Raw genomic sequence first — 19136 nt, 5'->3', positions numbered from 1 at the left:
CGATGGGAGAGGGAGCGATGGCGCCGGTGGCGGACCGGCGCCATTGTGCGGGAGGCGTGCGGGCGGCGCGTGACGCTCAGGCCGCCTGGCCCATCGCCGGATCGCTGATGCCGTGGCTGCCGTTCTCCACGCGGCCCGCGAAGCGGCGCAGGTAGCTGGTGCCGTCGTCCACGTTGGCCGTCACGCTGAAGTCGTACCAGTGCTTCGCCGGTGCCAGGTCCCACTTCTGCACGACCACCTGGCCCGGCGCGAGCGCGAAGGACCACGGGCCGTCGGTGCGGTAGGCATTCGGCGCCACCGTGACGGTGCAGCTGATGTTGCCGAGGTTGTGCATCTCCAGGTGGACGTCGCCGTTGGCGGCGTCGTAGCAGACGCGCACCTCGGGCAGCGCCGTGCCGCCCGCGAGCGCGGCCGGCAGCTTGCCGCCGAAGCGCCGGAAGTAGCCGTTGGGGCCGAACACCGAGAGGTCGTAGCGCCCGCCGGCCGCCACCGCCCAGGCGTCGTTGAGCAGCTTGCCGGGTTCCACCGTGTAGCGGCGCGGCACCTTGTCGAGCGCGAGATGGTCGTAGACATGGAACACCGCGCCGGCGCCGCCGGTGTTGCCGAACACCAGCCAGAACTTCTGCTGCGCCACGTCGGGCCGGCCGCTGGTGTGCAGCTCGTAGGGCAGGGCGCGCGAGTAGCGCACGCCGGTGGCCTGCTGGGGCAGGGTGCCGGTGCCTGGCGCGGGCGCGACCGGGGTGGGCAGCAGCAGCTGCTTCGCGATGGCATCGTCGGCCGCCTTGCCGTCGATGTGCGGCAGCGCGGGCAGCGCCGCATTGGGCGTGGCGAAGTCGAAGCAGGTGCTGAGGTCGCCCGCGACCGCGCGCCGCCAGGGGCTGATGTTGGGCTCCATCACGCCGAAGCGCGTCTCGAGGAAGCGCACCACCGAGGTGTGGTCGGCCACCTGCGAGTTGACCCAGCCGCCGCGGCTCCAGGGCGACACCACGTACATCGGCACGCGCCAGCCCATGCCGAAGGGCGAGCCGCGGTAGGGCGCCTTCAGGTCGTTGCGCTCGCCCAGCGTCGACACCGTGCTCATGCCGGCCTCGCTGCCATCGGCGTTCAGCGAGGGGATCGAGGGCGGCGGCATGTGGTCGAAGTAGCCGTCGTTCTCGTCGAACATGATGAACAGCACGGTCTGGCTCCAGACCGCGGGATCGGCGGTGAGGGCATTCAGCACGCGCTCGGTGTATTCGGCGCCCCACAGCGGCGACGAGGGGCCGGGATGCTCAGAGTACTTCTCGGGCGCGACGATCCAGCTCACCTGCGGCAGGCGGCCGGCCTTCACGTCGTCGGCCAGGGCGTCGATCGAGCGCGTGGACAGGCCGCGCGCCTTGAGCGAGCGCTGCGCCTCGGTCGGCTCGGCCGCGTAGTAGGCCTGGCGGAAGCTGGTGAAGCCTTCGAGCGGGTTGTCGGTGTAGTTGTCGGCCATGTCCTGGTAGATCTGCCAGCTCACGCCGGCCTGTTCCAGGCGCTCGGGGTAGGTGGTCCAGTCGTAGCCGGGCGCGTTCGCGAGATCGTCGTTCGAGTTGTCGATCGCGGGACCGCCGCCCTGTCCCAGCGGGTCGTTGGTGCCGCTCCAGAGGAACAGGCGGTTCGAGTTGGTGCCGGTGAGCTCGCTGCAGTGGTAGGCGTCGCACAAGGTGAAGGCATCGGCCAGCGCGAACTGGTAGGCGATGTCGCTCTGCGTGTAATAGCCGAGCGCGCGCGCCGTCTTGGCCGCCACCCACTGGTTCATGCGCCCGCCGTTCCAGGCCTGCTGGCCGTCGGACCAGCTGTGGGCCATGCCGGTGGTGCGCTGCGCGCTGGTGGCGGTGGTGTCGTAGCGGAAGGGCACGCAGGTGCCGCTGCCCGTGGTCGGCGGCTGCTGCCACACCGGCTTGCCGTTGGCCAGCGGCACCGGGAAGCGGTCGCCGAAGCCGCGCACGCCGCGCAGGGTGCCGAAGTAGTGGTCGAAGGAGCGGTTCTCCTGCATGAAGATCACGACGTGCTTGACGTCGCTGATGGTGCCGGTCTCCTGCGTGGCGGGAATCGCCAGCGCGCGGCGGATGCCGGGCGGCAGCAGGCCGAGCGCGGCGGCCGCGCCCGCGGTGGTGGCGGCGCCGCGCAGGAAGCCGCGGCGGGAAGGGGTTGCTTGCTTGTCGCTCATGGTGTTCGGGCTCAGGGCGCGCAGCGCACCGACTCGGGACGGCGCGGCGGCAGTTGGGAATCGGGCGTGCCGCCCGGCGGGGTCAGCGCCTCGATCGGCGGACCGGCGGTGGCCGGGTCGTTGGGCACGAGGCTCGTGGCCGGCGGCAGGGCGATGGCGCCGCCGCCCCCTCCGCTGCCGCCGCCGCACGCCGTGAGCACGGTGGCGGCGAGCAGCGCCAGGGCGCAGGCCGCGCGTTGCATCGTTGGGTTGCGCATGCGTGTCTCTCCTCAGGGCACCAGCGTGGTCAGCGAACCGCGCGAACGCGCGATCGATTCGATCTCGGCCGCGCTCAGCACGCGGTTCCAGGTCGCGAACTCGGCGAAGTCGAAGCGCCCGGCGATGGTGTTGCTCGCATTGCCGTTGCGGTAGTTCGGGCCGTAGCCGCCGTCGCCGTCCTCGTTGAGCGAGAAGCCCTTGTTGAGGCCGTTGAGCGCGGCCGCGAAGGCGCTGGTCAGCGTCACGGAACTGCTCTGCAGGCCCAGCGAGGGGTCGAACACGTAGTAGTTCGCCTTCAGCGCCGACACGTCCACCGTCATCACCACATAGGCCCAGGTGTTGGCGCTGAAGCCCAGGTCCTTGTCGCCCACGCGCTCGCCGCCGCGGCCGATGTTGAAGCGCAGGGCGCTGCCGTACTGCCCGATCGCGATGCCCGGGTTGGAGCCGCTGCCCCAGTCCTTGTTCGAGATCACCGGCATGCCCGAGCGCGTGGCGTCGGAGCGGAACCAGAAGCCGAAGCTGAAGGGCGCGCTGGTGCTGGTCACGCTGGCGGTCGGGATCGAGTAGCCGCCGTCGCAGGCCGTGCAGACCTTGGTGCCGGTGTAGTCGGTCGACAGCAGCGCGCGCGTGCCGCTGCCCAGCGGTCCGTCGCCGGCCGCCGCATAGACCGCGGTGGCGCCCTTGACCCAGGGCGTGAAGACCTGGCCGCCCGCGATGCGGTCGCCGAGCGCGCCGTTCAGCGGGAACAGGTGCGTGAGGCCGTTGGCCACGCTGGGCAGCAGCACGATCGGCTTCACGTAGTCGAGCGAGGCGCGCAGCGAGACCGGCGTCTTGTCGGCCACCACCGTGTAGTCGTAGGCATAGGTGCCGCTGGCGTCGAAGGGCATGGTGGTGTCCTCGAAGCCGAGGGCCGTGCCGGGCAGCGTGGCCACGGCCGCGCCGTCGCGCAGCACCGTGATCGAGGCCACGGGGGCCGGCAGCGTCCAGCTCAGGCGGATGCCGTTGCGCTTGTCGTTGGCCACCGCGGCGAGCCGGCGCACGCCGGGCGCGCCCAGCAGCGGCGCGCCGTCGATCGCGTACTTGTCGGCCGCGGGCAGGGCCGACAGGTGGGTCAGCAAGGTGGGTGCGATGTCGGCCGTGGAGGCATAGCCGTACCAGTCCGCGATGTTCGCGGGCAGCCCGGCGGGCGCTGCTGCGTCGAGGTTGGCGCGGCGGTCGAGCACCAGCGCGGTCGCGAGGTTCGACGGCACCGGGATGCCGTCGGCCACGCCGGTGGCGCCCAGGCCGTGGGTGGTGGCGACGACCACCAGCCAGTCCTCCTGCGGCTGGGCCGCGCGGCGCCGCGCCAGCGCGGAGCGCAGTGTGGCGATCTGCTTGTCGACCTGCGCGAGCGCGTTCTGGTAGTCGGTGCCGTAGCCCGCCACGTCGGCGACCTGCGCCGGGCCCTGGTAGTCGGCCACCACGAGGTCGTAGCCGCCGCTCTCGAGCGCGCCCGCGGCCTCGGTCGAGACGCAGTCGTCGCTGCCGTCGCAGTCCTTCGCGAGCTCGAGGTAGCCCGCGGCCTTGTCGGTGCGCAGCAGTTGCGGCAGGCCGCTCCAGCTCGCGACCACCGCGCTGCGGGTGTCGGCGCGGCGTTGCTTGAGCAGCTTGAAGACGGTGTCGGCGCCGAAGGCCTGGCCCTCGTAGTTGGAGCGGATCTCGTGCCGGTCGGCCCAGCCGCCGGTCAGCAGCGTGGCCCACGACGGCCCGTCGGTGGCCTGCTGCTGCGTGCGCTGGCCGAGCACGCCGCCGGTGTAGGAAGGCAGCAAGGTGCCCAGGCCTTGCAGCGCGGGCATGCGCGCATCGCCGAGCGCCTGCTGCAGGGCCGCGTATTGCACGCCGTCGACGCCGATGACCAGCGCCTTGGGGCGCGGTGCCGGCGCGGGGGAGGGCGCGGGTGCGGGGGCCGGCGCGGGCGGCGGAACGGGAAGGAAGGGGGTCGAACCACCGCCACCGCCGCCGCAGGCGGCCAGCAGAAGCACGGGGGTCAGGCACAGGGCGGCGCGCGCGAGGCGGCCTCTCGGCGTTGTCATCGGGGAACTCCGGCAGGTCAAGAACGCCGGGGCGGGCACTCAAGCCCGCCCCGGCACGAAGGCATTTCTGGTCGTGCGTGGCTTGCCGGCGATCGATGCATTCATGTGCACTTGGGCAGATGAATGTGATTTACAACAAAGTCCACAAATACAACCAATGCCTCGAATGCTGCGCGAGCCGCATGACAGCGCCGCGACAGCACCGGCCGAAAAAGAAAAGGGGCCCGAAGGCCCCCGTGGTGGTCGAGCGCGTGCGCCTCAGCGGATCTGCGCCTCGTAGTGCTGCTCGATCGCCGCCAGCGAGGTCCAGAAACCCGCGGGCGCGCGGCCTTCGAGCAGCGCCTCGAGCACCTCGAGGTGCGCATGCCAGCCGCTGGCCACGCTGACGGTTTCCTTGCGATCGGGCAGCCGGCGGTGCGTGAGCACGAGACGGGTCGCATCGCCCTGCGGCGCGAGTTCGAAAGTGACCTCGGAGGCGTCGTCCGCCTCGCTGCCCCAGCTGATGACCAGCAGCCTCGGCGCCTCGATGCGCAGCAGCCGCGACTTCTGCAGGTGCGGCGCGCGGTAGGCCGCGTAGCGCTCGGGCGCGGCCTCGCCCGAGAGGGTGGTGTGCTCGAAGCGCAGCTCGAACACCGCGCCGGGCTGCGGCGCCATGGTGCCGCCCGCGAGCCAGCGCGCGCGCTTCTCGGGATCGACCAGGCAGGACCAGACGCGCTCCACGGGCGCGGCCAGCAGGCGCTCGATGCGCAGGGTGCCGGGCTCGACGAGCCGGCCGAATCGTTCGGTGGTGGTCATGGGTGCTGCTCCTTGTGTCGGATGAGAAAAAGAAATCAGCCGGCGGCGTCGTCGCGCAGCGCCTGCTCGAGCGCATCGAGGCGGCCGCCCCAGAAGCCCTCGTAGTAGCGCAGCCAGGCGTCGGCCGTGGCCAGCGCCGTGGGTTCGAGCCGGCACACGTGGGCGCGGCCCTGCACCGTGCGCGACACCAGCCCCGCGCGCTCCAGCGTCTTCACGTGCTTGGAGGCGCCGGCGAAGCTCATGCGGAACGGCGCGCCGAGCTCGCCCACGCTGCAGTCGCCCTGGGCCAGCAGCTGCAGCATGGTGCGCCGCGTGCTGTCGGCCAGCGCGTGGAAGATGGCGTCGAGCCGCTGGTCCTGGCGCTCGGTGGGTAGTTCAAGTTCAACCATAGGGTTGAATATAGGCCGGTTCCGGTTTTCGTTCAACCCTTTGGTTGAATTTGAAAGGGGCAAGCGCCGTTACACCCGATACAGCCGGGACGCCCGCCGCCCCGCTCGCGCTGGCAGCGCGGGGCTCCCGTTCCTACGATGCGGTCTCGTCCAACCACTCTCTTGCAATCCCACACCCATGAACACACCGATCCGACGCCGTACGCTCCTCGCCGCCGCCAGCGCGGTGCCGCTCGCGAGCGCCTGCGCCGCCTGGTCCGCCGCCGCCGGCCCGGACGCCGAGGCCCGGCTCGCGGCGCTCGAGCGCGACTGCGGCGGCCGCCTGGGCGTGCACGCGCTCGACACCGGCAGCGGCGCGCGCATCGCGCACCGCGGCAACGAGCTGTTTCCGATGTGCAGCACCTTCAAGCTGATGCTCGCGGCCGCGATCCTGCAGCGCGGCACCGCGCAGGAGCCGGCGCTGCTCGAGCGCCGCCTGAGCTACACCCGCGCCCACCTGCTGCCGAACTCGCCGATCACCGAGAAGCACCTGGCCGACGGCATGACCGTGGCCGAGCTGTGTGCCGCCACGCTGCAGTACAGCGACAACGCCGCGGCCAACCTGCTGATGCACCAGCTCGGCGGGCCGGCCGGCGTCACGGCCTATGCGCGCGCCATTGGCGACACGGTGTTCCGCCTCGACCGCTGGGAGACCGAGCTCAACAGCGCCATCCCCGGCGATCCGCGCGACACCACCAGCCCGGCCGCGATGGCCGCCAGCGTGCAGCGGCTGGTGCTCGGCGATGCGCTGGCCGCCCCGCAGCGCGCGCGGCTCGAGGCCTGGCTGCGCGGCAACACCACCAGCAAGGAGCGCTTCCTGGCCGGCGTGCCGGCCGGCTGGACCGTGGGCGACAAGACCGGCGCGGGCGACTACGGCACCAACAACGACGTCGGCGTGCTGTGGCCGGCTTCGGGCGCGCCGCTGGTGCTCGCGGTGTACCTGACCTTCCCGGGCGACAAGGGCGCCAAGACGCGCAACGACGTGGTGGCCTCGGCGGTGCGCATCGTGGCGAACGCGATGCGGGGCTGAGCGCCCGCGCTGCCCCGGGGCCGCAATGCCGTACCCGCCCCATCGGGCACTGCGCGGTGCGCCTGCGCCCGCGCGCCATCGGCGGGACAATGGCCGCGCCTTGCGCGCCCCGCGCGGCCAGGGCATCCAGCCAGAGCCCCCGCCGCATGTCGTCCCCGCCCGCCGTCTCCACCTCCTCGTCCACCCCCCAGGCCCCGTTCTCGCTGTGGCGCATCGCGGTGCCGGCCTTCGGCCCCTCGCTGCTGTTCGGCATCGGGGAGGGCGCGATCCTTCCGATCGTGCCGCTCACGGCGCGCGAGCTCGGCGCCTCGGTGCCGATGGCGGCGCTGGTGATGGCGCTGATCGGCATCGGCTCGCTGCTCAACAACATCCCGGCCTCGATGATCACCATGCGCTGGGGCGAGCGCTGGGCCATCGTGGCGGCCGGCGCCTGGAGCGCGCTCGGCATGGCGCTGTGCGTGTGGACCTCGCACCTGGGCCTGTTCGCGCTCGGCTGCTTCATGGTCGGCATGTCGCAGGCGGTCTACAACCTCGCGCGCCAGAGCTACATGAGCGAGGCGGTGCCGGTCGAGTACCGCGCGCGGGCGCTGTCCACGCTGGGCGGCGTGATGCGCATCGGCATGTTCATCGGCCCCTTCCTGGCGGCCGGCGCGGTGCATTTCTTCGGCCTGATGGCGGCCTATGTGCTCGGCATCGTGGCGGTGGCCGGCGCGGCCATCCTGGGCGCGCGCATTCCCGACCTCGAGCTGCCGCCCGCGCCGCCGGGCCAGGCCGCGCCCGCGAAGCCCACCATCGTCTCGACCCTGCGCGACCATCGCCGCGTGTTCCTCACGCTGGGCATCGCCGTGACCCTGGTCAGCGCGGTGCGCGCCTCGCGCCAGGCCGTGATCCCGCTGTGGGCCGACCATCTCGCGCTGGCGCCCTCGGTGGCCTCGCTGATCTACGGCATGGCCGGCGGCATCGACATGCTGGTGTTCTATCCGGCCGGCAAGGTGATGGACCAGAAGGGCCGGCGCTGGGTCGCGGTGCCCTCGATGCTGATCATGGGGCTCGCGATGCTGCTGATGCCGCTGACCACGGGCGCCGCCACGCTGCTGATCGCGGCGCTGGCGATCGGCTTCGGCAACGGCATCGGCTCCGGAATGATCATGACCCTGGGCGCCGACCATTCGCCGCGCCATGGCCGCGCGCACTTCCTCGGCGTGTGGCGGCTGATGTCCGACATCGGCGCCTCCTGCGGGCCGGCGCTGCTGTCCTTCCTCGCGGGCAGCCTGTCATTGGCCGCGGGCATCGCGGTCACGGGCGGGCTCGCCTTCGCCGCGGCCGGCGTGCTGGCCCACTGGATTCCGCGCCGCACGCCGGGCCACGAGGCCTAGCGAAGGCTGTCGCCGCCTATCATTCACCCCACACAGGGGTTCCACACACACATGTCCAATCTCATCGTCCACGGCGGCACGCCGCTGCGCGGCCGCATCACGCCGTCGGCCAACAAGAACGCGGTGCTGCCGATCCTCTGCGCCACGTTGCTCACGCGCGAGCCGCTGCGCCTGCACGGCGTGCCCGACATCACGGACGTGCGCAAGATCCTCGACATCTTCCGCACGCTGGGCAGCGAGGTGCAGCTCGACCACGCCACCGGCACGCTGGCGCTGCACCACCGCGACACCGTGTTCGACGCCGCCGCCCACCGGCTGCCCGAGGAGATGCGCTCCTCGATCATGCTGGTGCCGCCGCTGCTGGCGCGCTTCGGCGTGGCGCGGCTCGAGGACAACGTCAAGGGCTGCACCCTGGGCGTGCGCGAGATCGATCCGCACGTCGAGGTGTTCCGCAGCTTCGGCGGCCAGGTCGAGCGCGCCGAGGGCTCGCTGCTGGTGCGCACCGCCGGGCGCCTGGTGCCCACCGACCACTGGCTCGACTACGCCTCGGTCACCACCACCGAGAACTTCGTGCTGTGCGCGGTCGGCGCCGAGGGCACCTCGACGCTGACCAACGCCGCCTCCGAGCCGCACGTGCAGGAGTTCTGCCGTTTCATGGCCATGATCGGTGCGCGCATCGACGGCATCGGCACCTCGCGCCTCACGGTGCATGGCGGCCATGCGCTGGGGGGCGGCGAGTTCCGCTTCGACGAGGACTTCCACGAGATCACCACCTTCCTCGCGCTCGGCGCCATCACCGGCGGCGACGTGGTGGTGCGCAACAGCGCGCCGGCCAACTTTCCGTTGATCGATCGCACCTTCGCCAAGTTCGGCGTGCAGATCGTGCACGAGGACGGCTGGTCGCGCGCCGTGCGCTCGGGGCCGCTGAAGGTACAGACCCCGTTCACCGCCAATGTGCTGACCAAGGTCGAGGCCGCGCCCTGGCCGTACTTTCCGGTCGACCTGCTGCCGATCTTCATCGCGCTGGGCGTGCGCGCGCAGGGCAACGCGATGTTCTGGAACAAGGTCTATGACGGCGCGCTGGGCTGGACCGGCGAGCTCTCGAAGTTCGGCGCCCACGTGTTCTCGTCCGACCCGCACCGGCTCATCACCTTCGGCGGCGCCCCGCTGGTGCCCGCGGTGGTCGAGAGCCCCTACATCATCCGCGTGGCGATCGCGCTGTTCATGGTGGCCTCGAGCATCGAGGGCCGCTCCGAGATCCGCAACGCCACGCCGATCCGCCGCGCGCATCCGCGCTTCGTCGAGAACCTGCGCAGCCTGGGCGTGCAGGTGGAGTGGACCAGCGAGGAGTGACAAGGTGTGAATAAACCTACTGCGCGCCCCGATCTCGCACCTGCGGTCCTCACCGTACGTGAGTACGGCTGCGGTCCTCGGCGCGACCTCGGGGCGCTCGCTACGGTTTCTTCACACCTTGTGAGCGTTCCGGCCGCCGTGTTTCACGGCGCCACGCGCCGCAGCAGCCCGGCCTCGATCGAGGCCTCGAGCCGGTCGACCACGTCCCAGTGGCGCAGCAGCAGCCCGTCCTTCGTCTCGTAACGGTCCGCGGTCGCGAAGTGCAGCGCGCGGCCGGTGGGCGGCGCGCCGAGGAAGTTGCCGGTGTGGGTGCCGGCCCATCGGGTCATCGCCATCAGCTGCGTGCCCTCGACCAGCACCACCTGCTCGAGCGGCCGCAGGTCGGGCAGGCCCGCGAGCAGCAGGCGCGCGAAGTCGGCGTACATGGCCGGGCCGCGGCCGCGCAGCATCGGCGAGCTGCTGCTGAAGTCGGGATGCAGGAAGCGGGCGATCGCGTCGAATTCGTGGCGTTCGAACACCGCGTGGCGGAAGGCGAGGAAGCTGGCGCGGAGATCCTCGCTCGCCGAGGAAGGGATGATGGAGGTCATGCGGACTCGTGAAGCGCAACGGCGGGCGGCCAGTGTGTCGCCGCGAGCTCGCGCGGCGCGATGACCGCCGCGGTCATTGACGAAGCCGCGCGCGCCTCCCGACCGCGCTACAGCACGAACCAGCCCACCGCCACGTAATGGCTGACCGTGCCCGCGAGCACGAACAGGTGCCACACCGCATGCGCATGCCGGAAGCCGCGGCGGTTGCGGTAGAAGACTGTGCCCGCGGTGTAGAGCACGGCGCCGATCAAGAGCCATGCGAGGCCGCCGCCCTCGAGCTGCATCGCCAGCGGCACGGCCGCGGCGATCGCGAGCCAGCCCATGCCGATGTACAGCGGCAGCGAGGGCTTCACGGGCGCGCCGCGCGCGGCCATCAGCTCGCGCCGGATGCCGACCGCGGCCGCGCCCCACATCGCCAGCAGCGGCACCCAGGCCCAGGCGCCTTCGAGCATCACCAGTGCGAACGGGGTGTAGGTGCCGGCGATCAGCAGGTAGATCGCGCAGTGGTCGGCGCATTCCCACAGGCGCTTGCGCCGGCCGCGCGTGCTGTGGAACAGGGTGGAGGCCGCGTAGAGCGCGACCGCCGAGAGCGAGAACACGAGCGAGCCGGCGATCTTCGCCGGGTCGCCCGTGGGCAGGGTCTTCGCCAGCAGCAGCACGGCCGCCGGCAGGGCGAGCAGCAGGCCGAGCAGGTGGCTGTACCCGTTGAGTCGTTCGCCCGGGTACATGGTGTGCCGCCTGCCTGCTTCGGTCAGTCTGCCGCGTGCCGGCTCAGCGGCCGGTTTCCTTCAGGTAGTCCTGGCGCGCGGCGAAGGCCGTGTTCGCGAAGTCCGAGAACACGCCGTCGATGCCGGCGCGGAAGTACGCGAGGTACTCGGCCTTCGGGTCGCCCTTGTAGACGGCGGCCAGGTAGCGCGACTCGTTGCGGAAGGTGTAGCTGTGCACGAACAGGCCGGCCTTGTGGGCGTCGGCGATCAGGCTGGTGGGCTTGATCGTGTTGGCTTCGACCATGCCCTTGTTGGGCGTCTTGAACGGAACGATCGTGTGCGCCATCACCTGCGGCTTCCACGGGCCGATGCCGTCGGCATAGGTCTTGACCTCGGCCAGGCCGGCGGGCGTGAGCATCGCGCCGAACCAGCGCGGGTCGCCCGCCAGGGTCCAGCTGTAGGGACGGCCGTCGACGAAGGTGTAGTCGTCGGTGGTGACGTAGATCATCTCGCCGGTCTTGAAGTCGATGTCGTTGCCGTCGACCAGCTGCACTGCGCGCGCCTTCAGGCCGGCCGAGCGCAGGTACTTCAGGCTCACCGGGTCGAAGCTCTGCACGAAGATCGGTGCGTCCTTGCGGTTCAGGTCGTTGGCGTTCATCGCCTTGAGCAGCGCGTCTTCCAGCGGGTGGCTGCCGGCCGGGCCGCAGCCGTTGGCGATCGCCTGGGCGTTGTTCCAGATCGGGTTCTTGGTTTCCGGATACACGGTGATCGTGCGGCCGGTGGCCTTGGCCTTGGCGCGCATGATGTCGATCACTTCCTGGAAGCTCAGGATCGGCAGCTTGCCGTTCAGATCGGTCGGGCGCTCGTCCTTCGCGTCGAAGGTGGTGCCGTGGATCCACTGCTTGAGCTCGGCCAGCGTGAAGTCGGTGATCGACCAGTCGCCGGTGTGGTCCTCGCCGTCGACGACCAGCGACTTGAGCACCGACTTCGGATCCTTGGGATCGGTCAGGTCGCTCAGGTACTTCGCCGGGCCGTTGGCGGGAATCGCCGGGTAGGTCACGTCGACGCGCACGCCGGGCACGGTGCGCTTGCGCGCGGCCACGGTGGCGTTGGTCTTGGCGACGTCGGTGATGTCGGTGTTGTCGCTGAGCCAGGGGTTGTGGCGCGCGACCAGCACGCAGTCCTTGGTCAGGTGCAGGTCGGTCTCGAGCGAATCGGCGCCGGCATCGGCGGCCGCTTCGTAGGCCTTCTGGGTTTCCTCCGGGAACAGGCCGGGCAGGCCGCGGTGGCCGATCACCAGGGGCACCGAGCCGTCGAGCGTGCCCAGCGGGGTCGGTGCCGGGGCGGGTGCCGGCGCCGGAGCGGGCGGAATGACGGGAACGAAGGCGCTGCCGCCACCACCACCGCCGCAGGCGGCGATGACGAGGCTGCCGCCGAGCGCGACGAAGGCGGCACGCAGGGGACGGGGTGCGGGTGCAGGAACGGCTGTTTTCTTCATGTTGGAGTTTCGCGTTGCGTTGCGTTGAGGGGTGCCGAAGGCCGGCGGATGCTAGGTTTGGCGGATGACGGTACGGTGACCGTGGGCGCGCAAGCAACACGGGCGTCCATGCGCCCGAAGCGCGGTGACATCGAGCGTCACCGCGGCGTCATCGAAGACTTTGTGTCCTAGTCGAAGCGCGGTCGCGCCTCGGACCACTGGAGCAGCCCGTCGAGCACCGGACACAGCGACTGGCCCCAGTCGCTGAGGCGGTACTCCACCTTCGGCGGCACCTGCGAATGCACGGTGCGCAGCACCAGGCCATCGGCCTCGAGCTGGCGCAGCTGCTGCGTCAGCATCTTCTGCGACACGGCGGGTATCGCCTGCTCGAGTTCGGAGAAACGAAGCACCTTGCCGCCGAAGAGCTGGAACAGGATCACCAGCTTCCAGCGGCCCTCGATCCAGCCCAGCGTGCGCTCGACCTGCGCGGCCGCGCTGGCCGGCGTGTAGGCGACGGGGTTACCTGCGAGTACGGGCCTTACTTCTTCGTGCGTTCTTGTCATGGCCCGAGGGTATCCCTAGCCTCGATGCATCGCCAACAAGGACCTTTCTCATGACCGACATGCATCCGCCTTCCTCCCTGCCTTTCTCGTTCGACTCCGCGGAATTCGCGGGCCGCCGCGTGCTCGTCACCGGCGGCACCAAGGGCATGGGCCAGGCCATCGTGCGCCGCCTCGCCGCGAGCGGCGCGCGCGTGGCGGCCACCGCGCGCAGCGCCCCCGAGGCGGCCGACAGCGACGGCGCCGAGCTCTTCGTCGCGGCCGACATCGCCACGCCCGCGGGCGTGGCGCAGGTCGCCGAGCGCACGCTCGCGGCCTTCGGCGGGCTCGACATCCTCGTCAACAACGTCGGCGGCTCGGGCGCCTCGCCCGGCGGCGCGCTCGCGCTCGACGACGCGCAATGGCAGGCGGCACTCGACACCAACCTGCTCGCGGCCGTGCGGCTGGACCGCGCCTTCCTGCCTTCGATGCTCGCGCAGGGCGAGGGCAGCATCGTGCACATCTCCTCGATCCAGCGCCGGCTGCCGCTGTACGAATCCACGCTCGCCTATGCCGCGGCCAAGGCGGCGCTCACCACCTACAGCAAGGGCCTGTCGAAGGAGTTCGGCCCGCGCGGCGTGCGCGTGAACACGGTGGCGCCGGGCTACATCGAGACCGGTGCCGCGCGCGCCTTCGTCGAGCGGCTCGCGGCGGGCGCGGGCAGCGACTACGCGAGCGCGCGCCAGGGCGTGATGGATGCGCTCGGCGGCATCCCGATCGGCCGGCCCGGCCTGCCCGAGGAGGTGGCGGAACTGGTGGCCTTCCTGGTGTCGCGGCGCGCGGCCTCGATCCACGGCAGCGAGTACGTGATCGACGGCGGCACGGTGCCGGTCGTGTAGGCGCGCGAGGGCGCTGCTACTTCAGCGCCCCGAAGCGCTCGGCATAGAGCGCCGTCACCCAGTCCACGAACACCCGCACGCGCGGCGACAGCAGCCGGTGCTGCGGGTAGAGCACCGAATAGACCATCGGCGGGCAGGGCGTGCCGGCGAGGATCTCGACCAGCGTGCCGGCGCGCAGCTGGCGCTCGATGTGATAGCGCGGCACCTGGATGATCCCGCAGCCCTGCTCGGCGCAGGTCTTGTAGCTGTCGGCGTTGTTCACGCTGATCCAGTCGGGCAGCACGACCTGCTCGACGCGCCCGTTGACCTCGAACAGGTAGGGGAAGTGGTCGGGCCGCGAGGACGAGAAGAAGTTCACCGCCAGGTGCTGCTGGCTCAGCAGGTCGGCCGGTGTCAGCGGCGTGCCGCGTGCGGCCAGGTAGGCCGGGCTCGCGCAGGTCACTTGCGGCAGCAGCGCGAGCCGGCGCGTGACCAGCGAGGAGTCCTTGGGCTCGCCCGCGCGCACCACGCAATCCACGCCTTCGCGCACCAGTTCCACGAGCCGGTCGCCGCTGCCCACGGCGAGCACGATGTTCGGATAGCGCGCATGGAAGTCGCCGATGCGCGGCAGCACGATGTCGTTGGCGGCCGCGCCATGGATGTCGATGCGCAGCCGCCCGCGCGGATTGACCGCGAGCTGCGCGAGCGAGGACTCGGCGTCCTCGAGCTCGAGCAGCAGGTGGCGGCAGCGCTCGTAGTAGGCCTGGCCGTCGACCGTGGTGCGCACCTGGCGCGTGGTGCGCTCGAGCAGGCGCACCTGCAGCCGGGCCTCGAGCTCCTTGATCGCATGGGTGGCCGTGGCGCGCGGCAGCTCGAGCGCGGCCGCGGCCTGCGTGAAGCTGCCGAGTTCCACGATGCGGGTGAACAGGCGCATGGCATCGAAGCGGTCCATGGAATGAGCTCGGCAGATTGTTGGCCTGTGTTGAATTGTATTGACGAAATTCTCATATTTATTCGCCAATGCAGAACAGAGAGACTGCCAGCGCGCGGCCATCCCGCCGCGCCTCGTCACCTTTTCCCCCCGAGGAGCGACCCCCATGCAGTTGATCTTTCCGCGCCTGCGCGGCACCTATGACCGCTTCGAGCCGCTGAGCTACGCGCTGCTGCGGCTGGCTTTCGGCCTGATGCTCGTGACCCACGGCCTGCCCAAGCTGCTGGGCCGCAGCCACGGCAGCATGGCCGACCCGATGAAGGGCTCGGTCAACCTGATCGCCAACGTGCTGCACCTGCCGGGCGCCGAGCTGCTCGGCTGGTTCATCGCCATCCTCGAGGGCGTGGGCGGGCTGATGCTGGCGGCCGGCCTGTTCACGCGCGTGGTCGCCGCGATGGTCGCGGTGCAGATGCTGGTCATCTGCTACGTGATGGGCCCGACCTTCCCGTGGATCGACCGCGGCTTCGAATACCCATTGATGCTGCTCTTCATCGCGCTGTGCCTGCTGGCGCGCGGCGGCGGCCGGCTGTCGCTCGATGCGCGCATCGGGCGCGAGGTCTGACCGCAAGAAGAAAGAAAGGAAGCCACGATGAACCCCAACGCATCCTCCGGCACCGGCGCGCCCGCGCTGAGCCGCCGCACCTTCATGATGAGCACCGCGGCCGGCGCCGCCGGTGCCGCGAGTGTCGCGGGCACTGGCCTGGCGAGCGCGCAGGAACCCGCGCCCGCGCCGCCGCGCATCGACACCCGTGTCGTCATCAACGGCCAGCCGCATGCGCTGCAGCTCGAACCGCGCGCCTCGCTGCTCGACGTGCTGCGCGAGCAGCTCGGCCTCACGGGCGCCAAGAAGGGCTGCGACCACGGCCAGTGCGGCGCCTGCACCGTCCACCTCGACGACCGGCGCGTCGCCTCCTGCCTCACGCTGGGCGTGAAGGCCGATGGCTGCGCCGTCACCACCATCGAGGGCATCGCCGCGCCCGACGGCACGCTGCATCCGATGCAGCAGGCCTTCGTCGACCACGACGCGCTGCAGTGCGGCTACTGCACGCCGGGCCAGGTGATGGCCGCCATCGCCTGCGTGCGCGAGGGCCACGCCACCAGCGAGGCGCAGATCCGCGAATACATGAGCGGCAACCTCTGTCGCTGCGGTGCCTACGCGGGCATCCTCGAGGCGATCCGCGATGCCGCTCCGCGCATGCGCGCCGAGACCGAAGCCATGGAGGGCCGCCGCCATGCATGACTTCGCCTACCACCGGCCGCGCAGCAGCGCCGAGGCCGTGCAGCTGCTGGCAAGCAGCCAGCCCGGCGCGCGCTACTTCGCGGGCGGCACCACCCTGTTCGACCTGATGAAGCTCGGCGTGGAAGCGCCGGCCACCGTCGTCGACATCGGCCGCGTCGAGGGCCTGCGCGAGATCGACGCCGGCGACCGGGCCGAGCTGCGCATCGGCGCGCTCGCCGCGATGAGCGACGTGGCCGAGCATCCCGTGGTGCAGCGCGAGTTCACCGCGTTGTCGGAATCGCTGTGGAAGGCCGCCTCGCAGCAGTTGCGCAACATGGCGAGCGTGGGCGGCAACCTGCTGCAGCGCACGCGCTGCGCCTATTTCCGCGGCGGCCCCGAGTTCGCCTGCAACAAGCGCGTGCCCGGCAGCGGCTGCGCGGCGCTGGCCGGCGTGAACCGCGGCCATGCGGTGCTCGGCGGCAGCGAGGCCTGCGTGGCGGTCTACCCGGGCGACTGGGCGGTGGCGCTCGCGGCCTTCGATGCGCAGGTCGACACGCTGAGCCCGCGCGGCGAACGCACGGTGGCCGTGCGCGAGCTGCACCGCGCGCCCGGCGCCACGCCGCACCTCGAGACCGTGCTCGCGGCCGACGAGCTGATCGTGCGCATCCGCGTGCCGCGCACGCCGGCTGGAAGGGCCTCCACGTACCACAAGATCCGCGACCGCGAGTCCTATGCCTTCGCGCTGGCCTCGGCGGCCGTGGGCCTGCACCTGCGCGCCAACCGCGTGGTCGACGCGCGCATCGCGCTCGGCGGCGTGGCCACGCACCCGTGGCGCGCGCTCGAGGCCGAGCGCAGCCTGGTCGGGCGGCCCTTCACGCAGGCCGCGGCGCGGCGCGCGGCCGAGATCGCGTTCGCGCAGGCCAGGCCGCTCGAACACAACGGCTTCAAGGTGGCGCTCGGCATCGAGACGGTGACCGACGCGCTGATGCTGGCCCGGGACAGGAGCTGAACGATGGCAACCACGATCCAGAACCCCCAACGCGGCGCGCGGCCCGGTGCCGAGCGCGTCGATGCGCACGACAAGGTGCGCGGCGTCACCCGCTATGCGGCCGACGATGCGCGCGCCGGCCTGCTGCATGCCGCGCTGGTGCCAGCGCGCATCGCGCGCGGCAGCGTGGCGCGCATCGACACCGGCGCCGCCGAGCGCGTGCGCGGCGTGCGCAAGGTCTACACGCACCAGAACATCGGCGCCTTCGAATCGGGCGGCTTCCTGATGGGCGGCGGCTTCGGCTTCCAGAGCTTCTATCCGCTGCGCTCGGCGCAGATCGCCTACCGCGGCCAGACCGTCGCGATGGTGGTCGCCGACACGCTCGAGGCCGCGCGCGAGGCGGCGGCGCTGGTGGAGGTGCGCTACGAGGCCCAGCCCTTCGTCGCGGGCATCGACGCGTCCGACGCGCAGCCGCAGGCCCAGTCCGCGCTGCTGCCGCAGCCCATGTTCGCCGACCGCCGCGTGGGCGATGCCGAGGCCGCGCTGGCCGCGGCGGCCTTCACGGTGGAGGCGCGCTACGAGCTGCCGATCCAGCACCAGAACCCGATGGAGATCATCGCCACCGTGGCCGAATGGAACGAGGGCGTGCTGACCGTGCGCGAGCCGACGCAGAACGCCGAGGGCGTGCGCCACGGCCTCGCGAAGCAGCTCGGCATCGAGCCGGCGCGCGTGCGCGTGCTCTCGCCCACGCTCGGCGGCGGCTTCGGCCAGAAGAACTCGCTGCAGTCGCACACCGCGGCGGTGGCGATCGCCGCGCGCGAGCTCGGCCGGCCGGTCAAGCTGGTGCTGACGCGCGCGCAGCTGTTCCACAACGCCAGCTTCCGGCCCGCGAGCCGCCACCACGTGCGCCTGGGCGCGGACCGCGAGGGCCGGCTGGTCGCGGCCGTGCACGACATCGACCAGCAGACCTCGCGCCACGACCTCTTTCCCTCGAGCGGCAGCGAGATCACCTCGCGGCTGTACGGCGTGAAGCACTTCCTCGGCCGCGACCGGCTGGTGCGCACCGACGTGCAGACGCCGGGCTACATGCGCGCGCCCTTCGAGCATCCGGCCGCCTTCGCGTTCGAGAGCGCGGTCGACGAGATGGCCTACCTGCTGGGCCGCGACCCGGTGGCCTTCCGGCTCGCCAACGACACCGCGGTCGATCCGCTGAGCGGCAAGCCCTTCTCCTCGCGCCACCTGGCCGAGTGCCTGGTGCAGGGCAGCGAGGCCTTCGGCTGGGCGCGTCGCGACATGGCGCCGGGCTCGATGCGCGCCGCCGACGGCAGCCGCATCGGCTGGGGCGTGGCCGTGGGCGCCTACAAGGCCGCGATGGCGCCGGCCTTCGCCACCGTGAGTCTGGCCGGCGACGGCCGCGTGCGCGTGGCCGTGGGCGGGCACGAGATGGGGCAGGGCATGCGCACCGCGATCGCGCTCACCGTGTCGCGCGTGCTCGGCGCGCCGGTGGCGGCGGTGGAGATCGCGCTCGGCGATACCGGCGCCGCGCCGCAGCACCTGACCGCCGGCTCCTGGGGCACCGCGACCGCGCTGCCGCCGGTGCAGGAGGCGGCGCAGCGGCTGATGGAAGACCTGCGCACCCGTGCGCCCGGCGCGGGGGCGAACGCCACCGCACTCGAACTGCTGCGCGCCTCGGGCCGCGCGCAGGCCGAGGCCGAGAGCCGACGCCGCGCGCCCGGCCAGCCCGAGCAGGTCTATGGCCGGCTCACGGGCGGGCTGCCGGCCGCGGCCGGGCCGGTCTATCCCGACTACGTGGGCTTCAGCTTCATCGCGCACTTCGTCGAGGTGCGAATCGAGCCGACCACGCGCCGCATTCGCGTGCCGCGCGTGGTGAGCGTGGCCGACTGCGGCGCGGTCGCGAGTCCGCGCACCGCGCGCAGCCAGGTCGAGGGCGGCGTGGTCTGGGGCATCGGCGCCGCGCTGCGCGAGGCCAGCGAGGTCGATCCGCGCCATGGCGGCTTCCTCAACGCCGACCTGGCCGAGTACGTGCTGCCGGTGGCGGCCGACATCGGCCGCATCGAGGTCGGCTTCGTCGGCAAGCCCGACACGCGCTTCAACGCGCTCGGCGTGAAGGGGCTCGGCGAGGTCGCGATGGTGGGCGTGGCGCCCGCGATCGTGAACGCGGTGTTCCATGCCACGGGCAAGCGGCTGCGGCGGCTGCCGCTGCGGCTGGAGGACCTGCTCGACTGA

The 19136-nt window shown here is 71.7% G+C and carries 18 protein-coding genes; 8 read left to right on the top strand and 10 right to left on the bottom strand.

Going from position 1 to position 19136, the window contains the following annotated elements; genetic code table 11:
- Window positions 1-76: 76 nt before the first annotated feature.
- From AC07RV_RS20955 to AC07RV_RS20935, 5 genes are all read right to left on the bottom strand, one after another.
- Entirely contained in the window at window positions 77-2191 is a 2115-nt protein-coding gene (locus AC07RV_RS20955) for a phosphocholine-specific phospholipase C (protein ID WP_296782029.1), read from the bottom strand.
- An 11-nt stretch (window positions 2192-2202) separates the two neighbouring features.
- On the bottom strand, window positions 2203-2448 hold the full coding sequence (locus AC07RV_RS20950) for a hypothetical protein (protein WP_296782028.1): 246 nt from the start codon (window positions 2446-2448) through the stop codon (window positions 2203-2205).
- Window positions 2449-2460: 12 nt separating this feature from the next.
- Entirely contained in the window at window positions 2461-4521 is a 2061-nt protein-coding gene (locus AC07RV_RS20945; RefSeq protein ID WP_296782027.1) for a LamG domain-containing protein, read from the bottom strand.
- Window positions 4522-4779: 258 nt separating this feature from the next.
- Window positions 4780-5316: an SRPBCC family protein gene (locus AC07RV_RS20940; RefSeq protein WP_296782026.1), complete on the bottom strand. Its 537-nt coding sequence runs from the start codon at window positions 5314-5316 to the stop codon at window positions 4780-4782.
- Window positions 5317-5351: 35 nt separating this feature from the next.
- Window positions 5352-5705: an ArsR/SmtB family transcription factor gene (locus AC07RV_RS20935; RefSeq protein WP_296782025.1), complete on the bottom strand. Its 354-nt coding sequence runs from the start codon at window positions 5703-5705 to the stop codon at window positions 5352-5354.
- Between the two features lie 178 nt (window positions 5706-5883).
- On the opposite strand from AC07RV_RS20935, the gene bla reads away from it, so the two are divergent.
- From bla to AC07RV_RS20920, 3 genes are all read left to right on the top strand, one after another.
- Window positions 5884-6774 (top strand): class A beta-lactamase, encoded by an 891-nt coding sequence (bla, locus tag AC07RV_RS20930; RefSeq protein WP_296782024.1) that lies wholly within the window; start codon window positions 5884-5886, stop codon window positions 6772-6774.
- A 146-nt stretch (window positions 6775-6920) separates the two neighbouring features.
- Window positions 6921-8150, top strand: a complete 1230-nt coding sequence (locus AC07RV_RS20925) for an MFS transporter (RefSeq protein ID WP_296782023.1) — start codon at window positions 6921-6923, stop codon at window positions 8148-8150.
- 51 nt (window positions 8151-8201) lie between these two features.
- The gene (locus AC07RV_RS20920) at window positions 8202-9503 is read left to right on the top strand and encodes a UDP-N-acetylglucosamine 1-carboxyvinyltransferase (protein ID WP_057597839.1); all 1302 of its coding nucleotides are present in this window, start codon (window positions 8202-8204) and stop codon (window positions 9501-9503) included.
- 143 nt (window positions 9504-9646) lie between these two features.
- Here the strand turns inward: AC07RV_RS20920 and AC07RV_RS20915 are convergent, their stop codons facing one another.
- From AC07RV_RS20915 to AC07RV_RS20900, 4 genes are all read right to left on the bottom strand, one after another.
- Window positions 9647-10090, bottom strand: a complete 444-nt coding sequence (locus tag AC07RV_RS20915) for an ester cyclase (RefSeq protein WP_296782022.1) — start codon at window positions 10088-10090, stop codon at window positions 9647-9649.
- 107 nt (window positions 10091-10197) lie between these two features.
- Window positions 10198-10818 carry a PAQR family membrane homeostasis protein TrhA gene (trhA, locus tag AC07RV_RS20910; protein WP_093344676.1) on the bottom strand — a complete coding sequence of 207 codons (621 nt, stop codon included), beginning with the start codon at window positions 10816-10818 and terminating at the stop codon, window positions 10198-10200.
- Window positions 10819-10861: 43 nt separating this feature from the next.
- Window positions 10862-12295 (bottom strand): glycerophosphodiester phosphodiesterase family protein, encoded by a 1434-nt coding sequence (locus AC07RV_RS20905; protein WP_093344674.1) that lies wholly within the window; start codon window positions 12293-12295, stop codon window positions 10862-10864.
- Window positions 12296-12462: 167 nt separating this feature from the next.
- Window positions 12463-12837 carry a winged helix-turn-helix transcriptional regulator gene (locus tag AC07RV_RS20900; RefSeq protein WP_093344671.1) on the bottom strand — a complete coding sequence of 125 codons (375 nt, stop codon included), beginning with the start codon at window positions 12835-12837 and terminating at the stop codon, window positions 12463-12465.
- 50 nt (window positions 12838-12887) lie between these two features.
- On the opposite strand from AC07RV_RS20900, the gene AC07RV_RS20895 reads away from it, so the two are divergent.
- A complete protein-coding gene (locus AC07RV_RS20895) occupies window positions 12888-13712 on the top strand; it encodes an SDR family oxidoreductase (RefSeq protein WP_296782021.1) in 825 nt (274 codons plus the stop codon).
- Between the two features lie 16 nt (window positions 13713-13728).
- On the opposite strand, the gene AC07RV_RS20890 is transcribed toward AC07RV_RS20895, so the two are convergent.
- Window positions 13729-14643 carry a LysR family transcriptional regulator gene (locus AC07RV_RS20890; protein WP_296782020.1) on the bottom strand — a complete coding sequence of 305 codons (915 nt, stop codon included), beginning with the start codon at window positions 14641-14643 and terminating at the stop codon, window positions 13729-13731.
- A 145-nt stretch (window positions 14644-14788) separates the two neighbouring features.
- Here AC07RV_RS20890 and AC07RV_RS20885 point away from each other — a divergent pair, with 145 nt between their 5' ends.
- Genes AC07RV_RS20885 through AC07RV_RS20870 form a run of 4 tightly spaced genes read left to right on the top strand, consistent with a single transcriptional unit; the run spans window position 14789 to window position 19136 of the window.
- A complete protein-coding gene (locus AC07RV_RS20885; protein ID WP_296782019.1) occupies window positions 14789-15244 on the top strand; it encodes a DoxX family protein in 456 nt (151 codons plus the stop codon).
- A gap of 27 nt (window positions 15245-15271) precedes the next feature.
- Window positions 15272-15922, top strand: coding sequence for a (2Fe-2S)-binding protein (locus AC07RV_RS20880; protein ID WP_296782018.1), 651 nt, complete (start codon window positions 15272-15274; stop codon window positions 15920-15922).
- On the top strand, window positions 15915-16910 hold the full coding sequence (locus AC07RV_RS20875) for an FAD binding domain-containing protein (RefSeq protein ID WP_296782017.1): 996 nt from the start codon (window positions 15915-15917) through the stop codon (window positions 16908-16910). Before AC07RV_RS20880 ends, AC07RV_RS20875 begins: the two co-directional genes overlap by 8 nt.
- Before the next feature lie 3 nt (window positions 16911-16913).
- A complete protein-coding gene (locus tag AC07RV_RS20870) occupies window positions 16914-19136 on the top strand; it encodes a xanthine dehydrogenase family protein molybdopterin-binding subunit (protein ID WP_296782016.1) in 2223 nt (740 codons plus the stop codon).

This window comes from Variovorax sp. GW821-FHT09B01, assembly GCF_059418345.1.
The sequence above is the reverse complement of the archived record's forward strand: the minus strand, read 5'-3'. Positions and strand labels throughout refer to the sequence as shown.

Bases quoted from the DNA above. Each gene is read 5' to 3' on its own strand.
- AC07RV_RS20955 (WP_296782029.1), bottom strand. From the start codon at position 2,191: ATGAGCGACAAGCAAGCAACCCCTTCCCGCCGCGGCTTCCTGCGCGGC.
- AC07RV_RS20950 (WP_296782028.1), bottom strand. From the start codon at position 2,448: ATGCGCAACCCAACGATGCAACGCGCGGCCTGCGCCCTGGCGCTGCTC.
- AC07RV_RS20945 (WP_296782027.1), bottom strand. From the start codon at position 4,521: ATGACAACGCCGAGAGGCCGCCTCGCGCGCGCCGCCCTGTGCCTGACC.
- AC07RV_RS20940 (WP_296782026.1), bottom strand. From the start codon at position 5,316: ATGACCACCACCGAACGATTCGGCCGGCTCGTCGAGCCCGGCACCCTG.
- AC07RV_RS20935 (WP_296782025.1), bottom strand. From the start codon at position 5,705: ATGGTTGAACTTGAACTACCCACCGAGCGCCAGGACCAGCGGCTCGAC.
- bla (WP_296782024.1), top strand. From the start codon at position 5,884: ATGAACACACCGATCCGACGCCGTACGCTCCTCGCCGCCGCCAGCGCG.
- AC07RV_RS20925 (WP_296782023.1), top strand. From the start codon at position 6,921: ATGTCGTCCCCGCCCGCCGTCTCCACCTCCTCGTCCACCCCCCAGGCC.
- AC07RV_RS20920 (WP_057597839.1), top strand. From the start codon at position 8,202: ATGTCCAATCTCATCGTCCACGGCGGCACGCCGCTGCGCGGCCGCATC.
- AC07RV_RS20915 (WP_296782022.1), bottom strand. From the start codon at position 10,090: ATGACCTCCATCATCCCTTCCTCGGCGAGCGAGGATCTCCGCGCCAGC.
- trhA (WP_093344676.1), bottom strand. From the start codon at position 10,818: ATGTACCCGGGCGAACGACTCAACGGGTACAGCCACCTGCTCGGCCTG.
- AC07RV_RS20905 (WP_093344674.1), bottom strand. From the start codon at position 12,295: ATGAAGAAAACAGCCGTTCCTGCACCCGCACCCCGTCCCCTGCGTGCC.
- AC07RV_RS20900 (WP_093344671.1), bottom strand. From the start codon at position 12,837: ATGACAAGAACGCACGAAGAAGTAAGGCCCGTACTCGCAGGTAACCCC.
- AC07RV_RS20895 (WP_296782021.1), top strand. From the start codon at position 12,888: ATGACCGACATGCATCCGCCTTCCTCCCTGCCTTTCTCGTTCGACTCC.
- AC07RV_RS20890 (WP_296782020.1), bottom strand. From the start codon at position 14,643: ATGGACCGCTTCGATGCCATGCGCCTGTTCACCCGCATCGTGGAACTC.
- AC07RV_RS20885 (WP_296782019.1), top strand. From the start codon at position 14,789: ATGCAGTTGATCTTTCCGCGCCTGCGCGGCACCTATGACCGCTTCGAG.
- AC07RV_RS20880 (WP_296782018.1), top strand. From the start codon at position 15,272: ATGAACCCCAACGCATCCTCCGGCACCGGCGCGCCCGCGCTGAGCCGC.
- AC07RV_RS20875 (WP_296782017.1), top strand. From the start codon at position 15,915: ATGCATGACTTCGCCTACCACCGGCCGCGCAGCAGCGCCGAGGCCGTG.
- AC07RV_RS20870 (WP_296782016.1), top strand. From the start codon at position 16,914: ATGGCAACCACGATCCAGAACCCCCAACGCGGCGCGCGGCCCGGTGCC.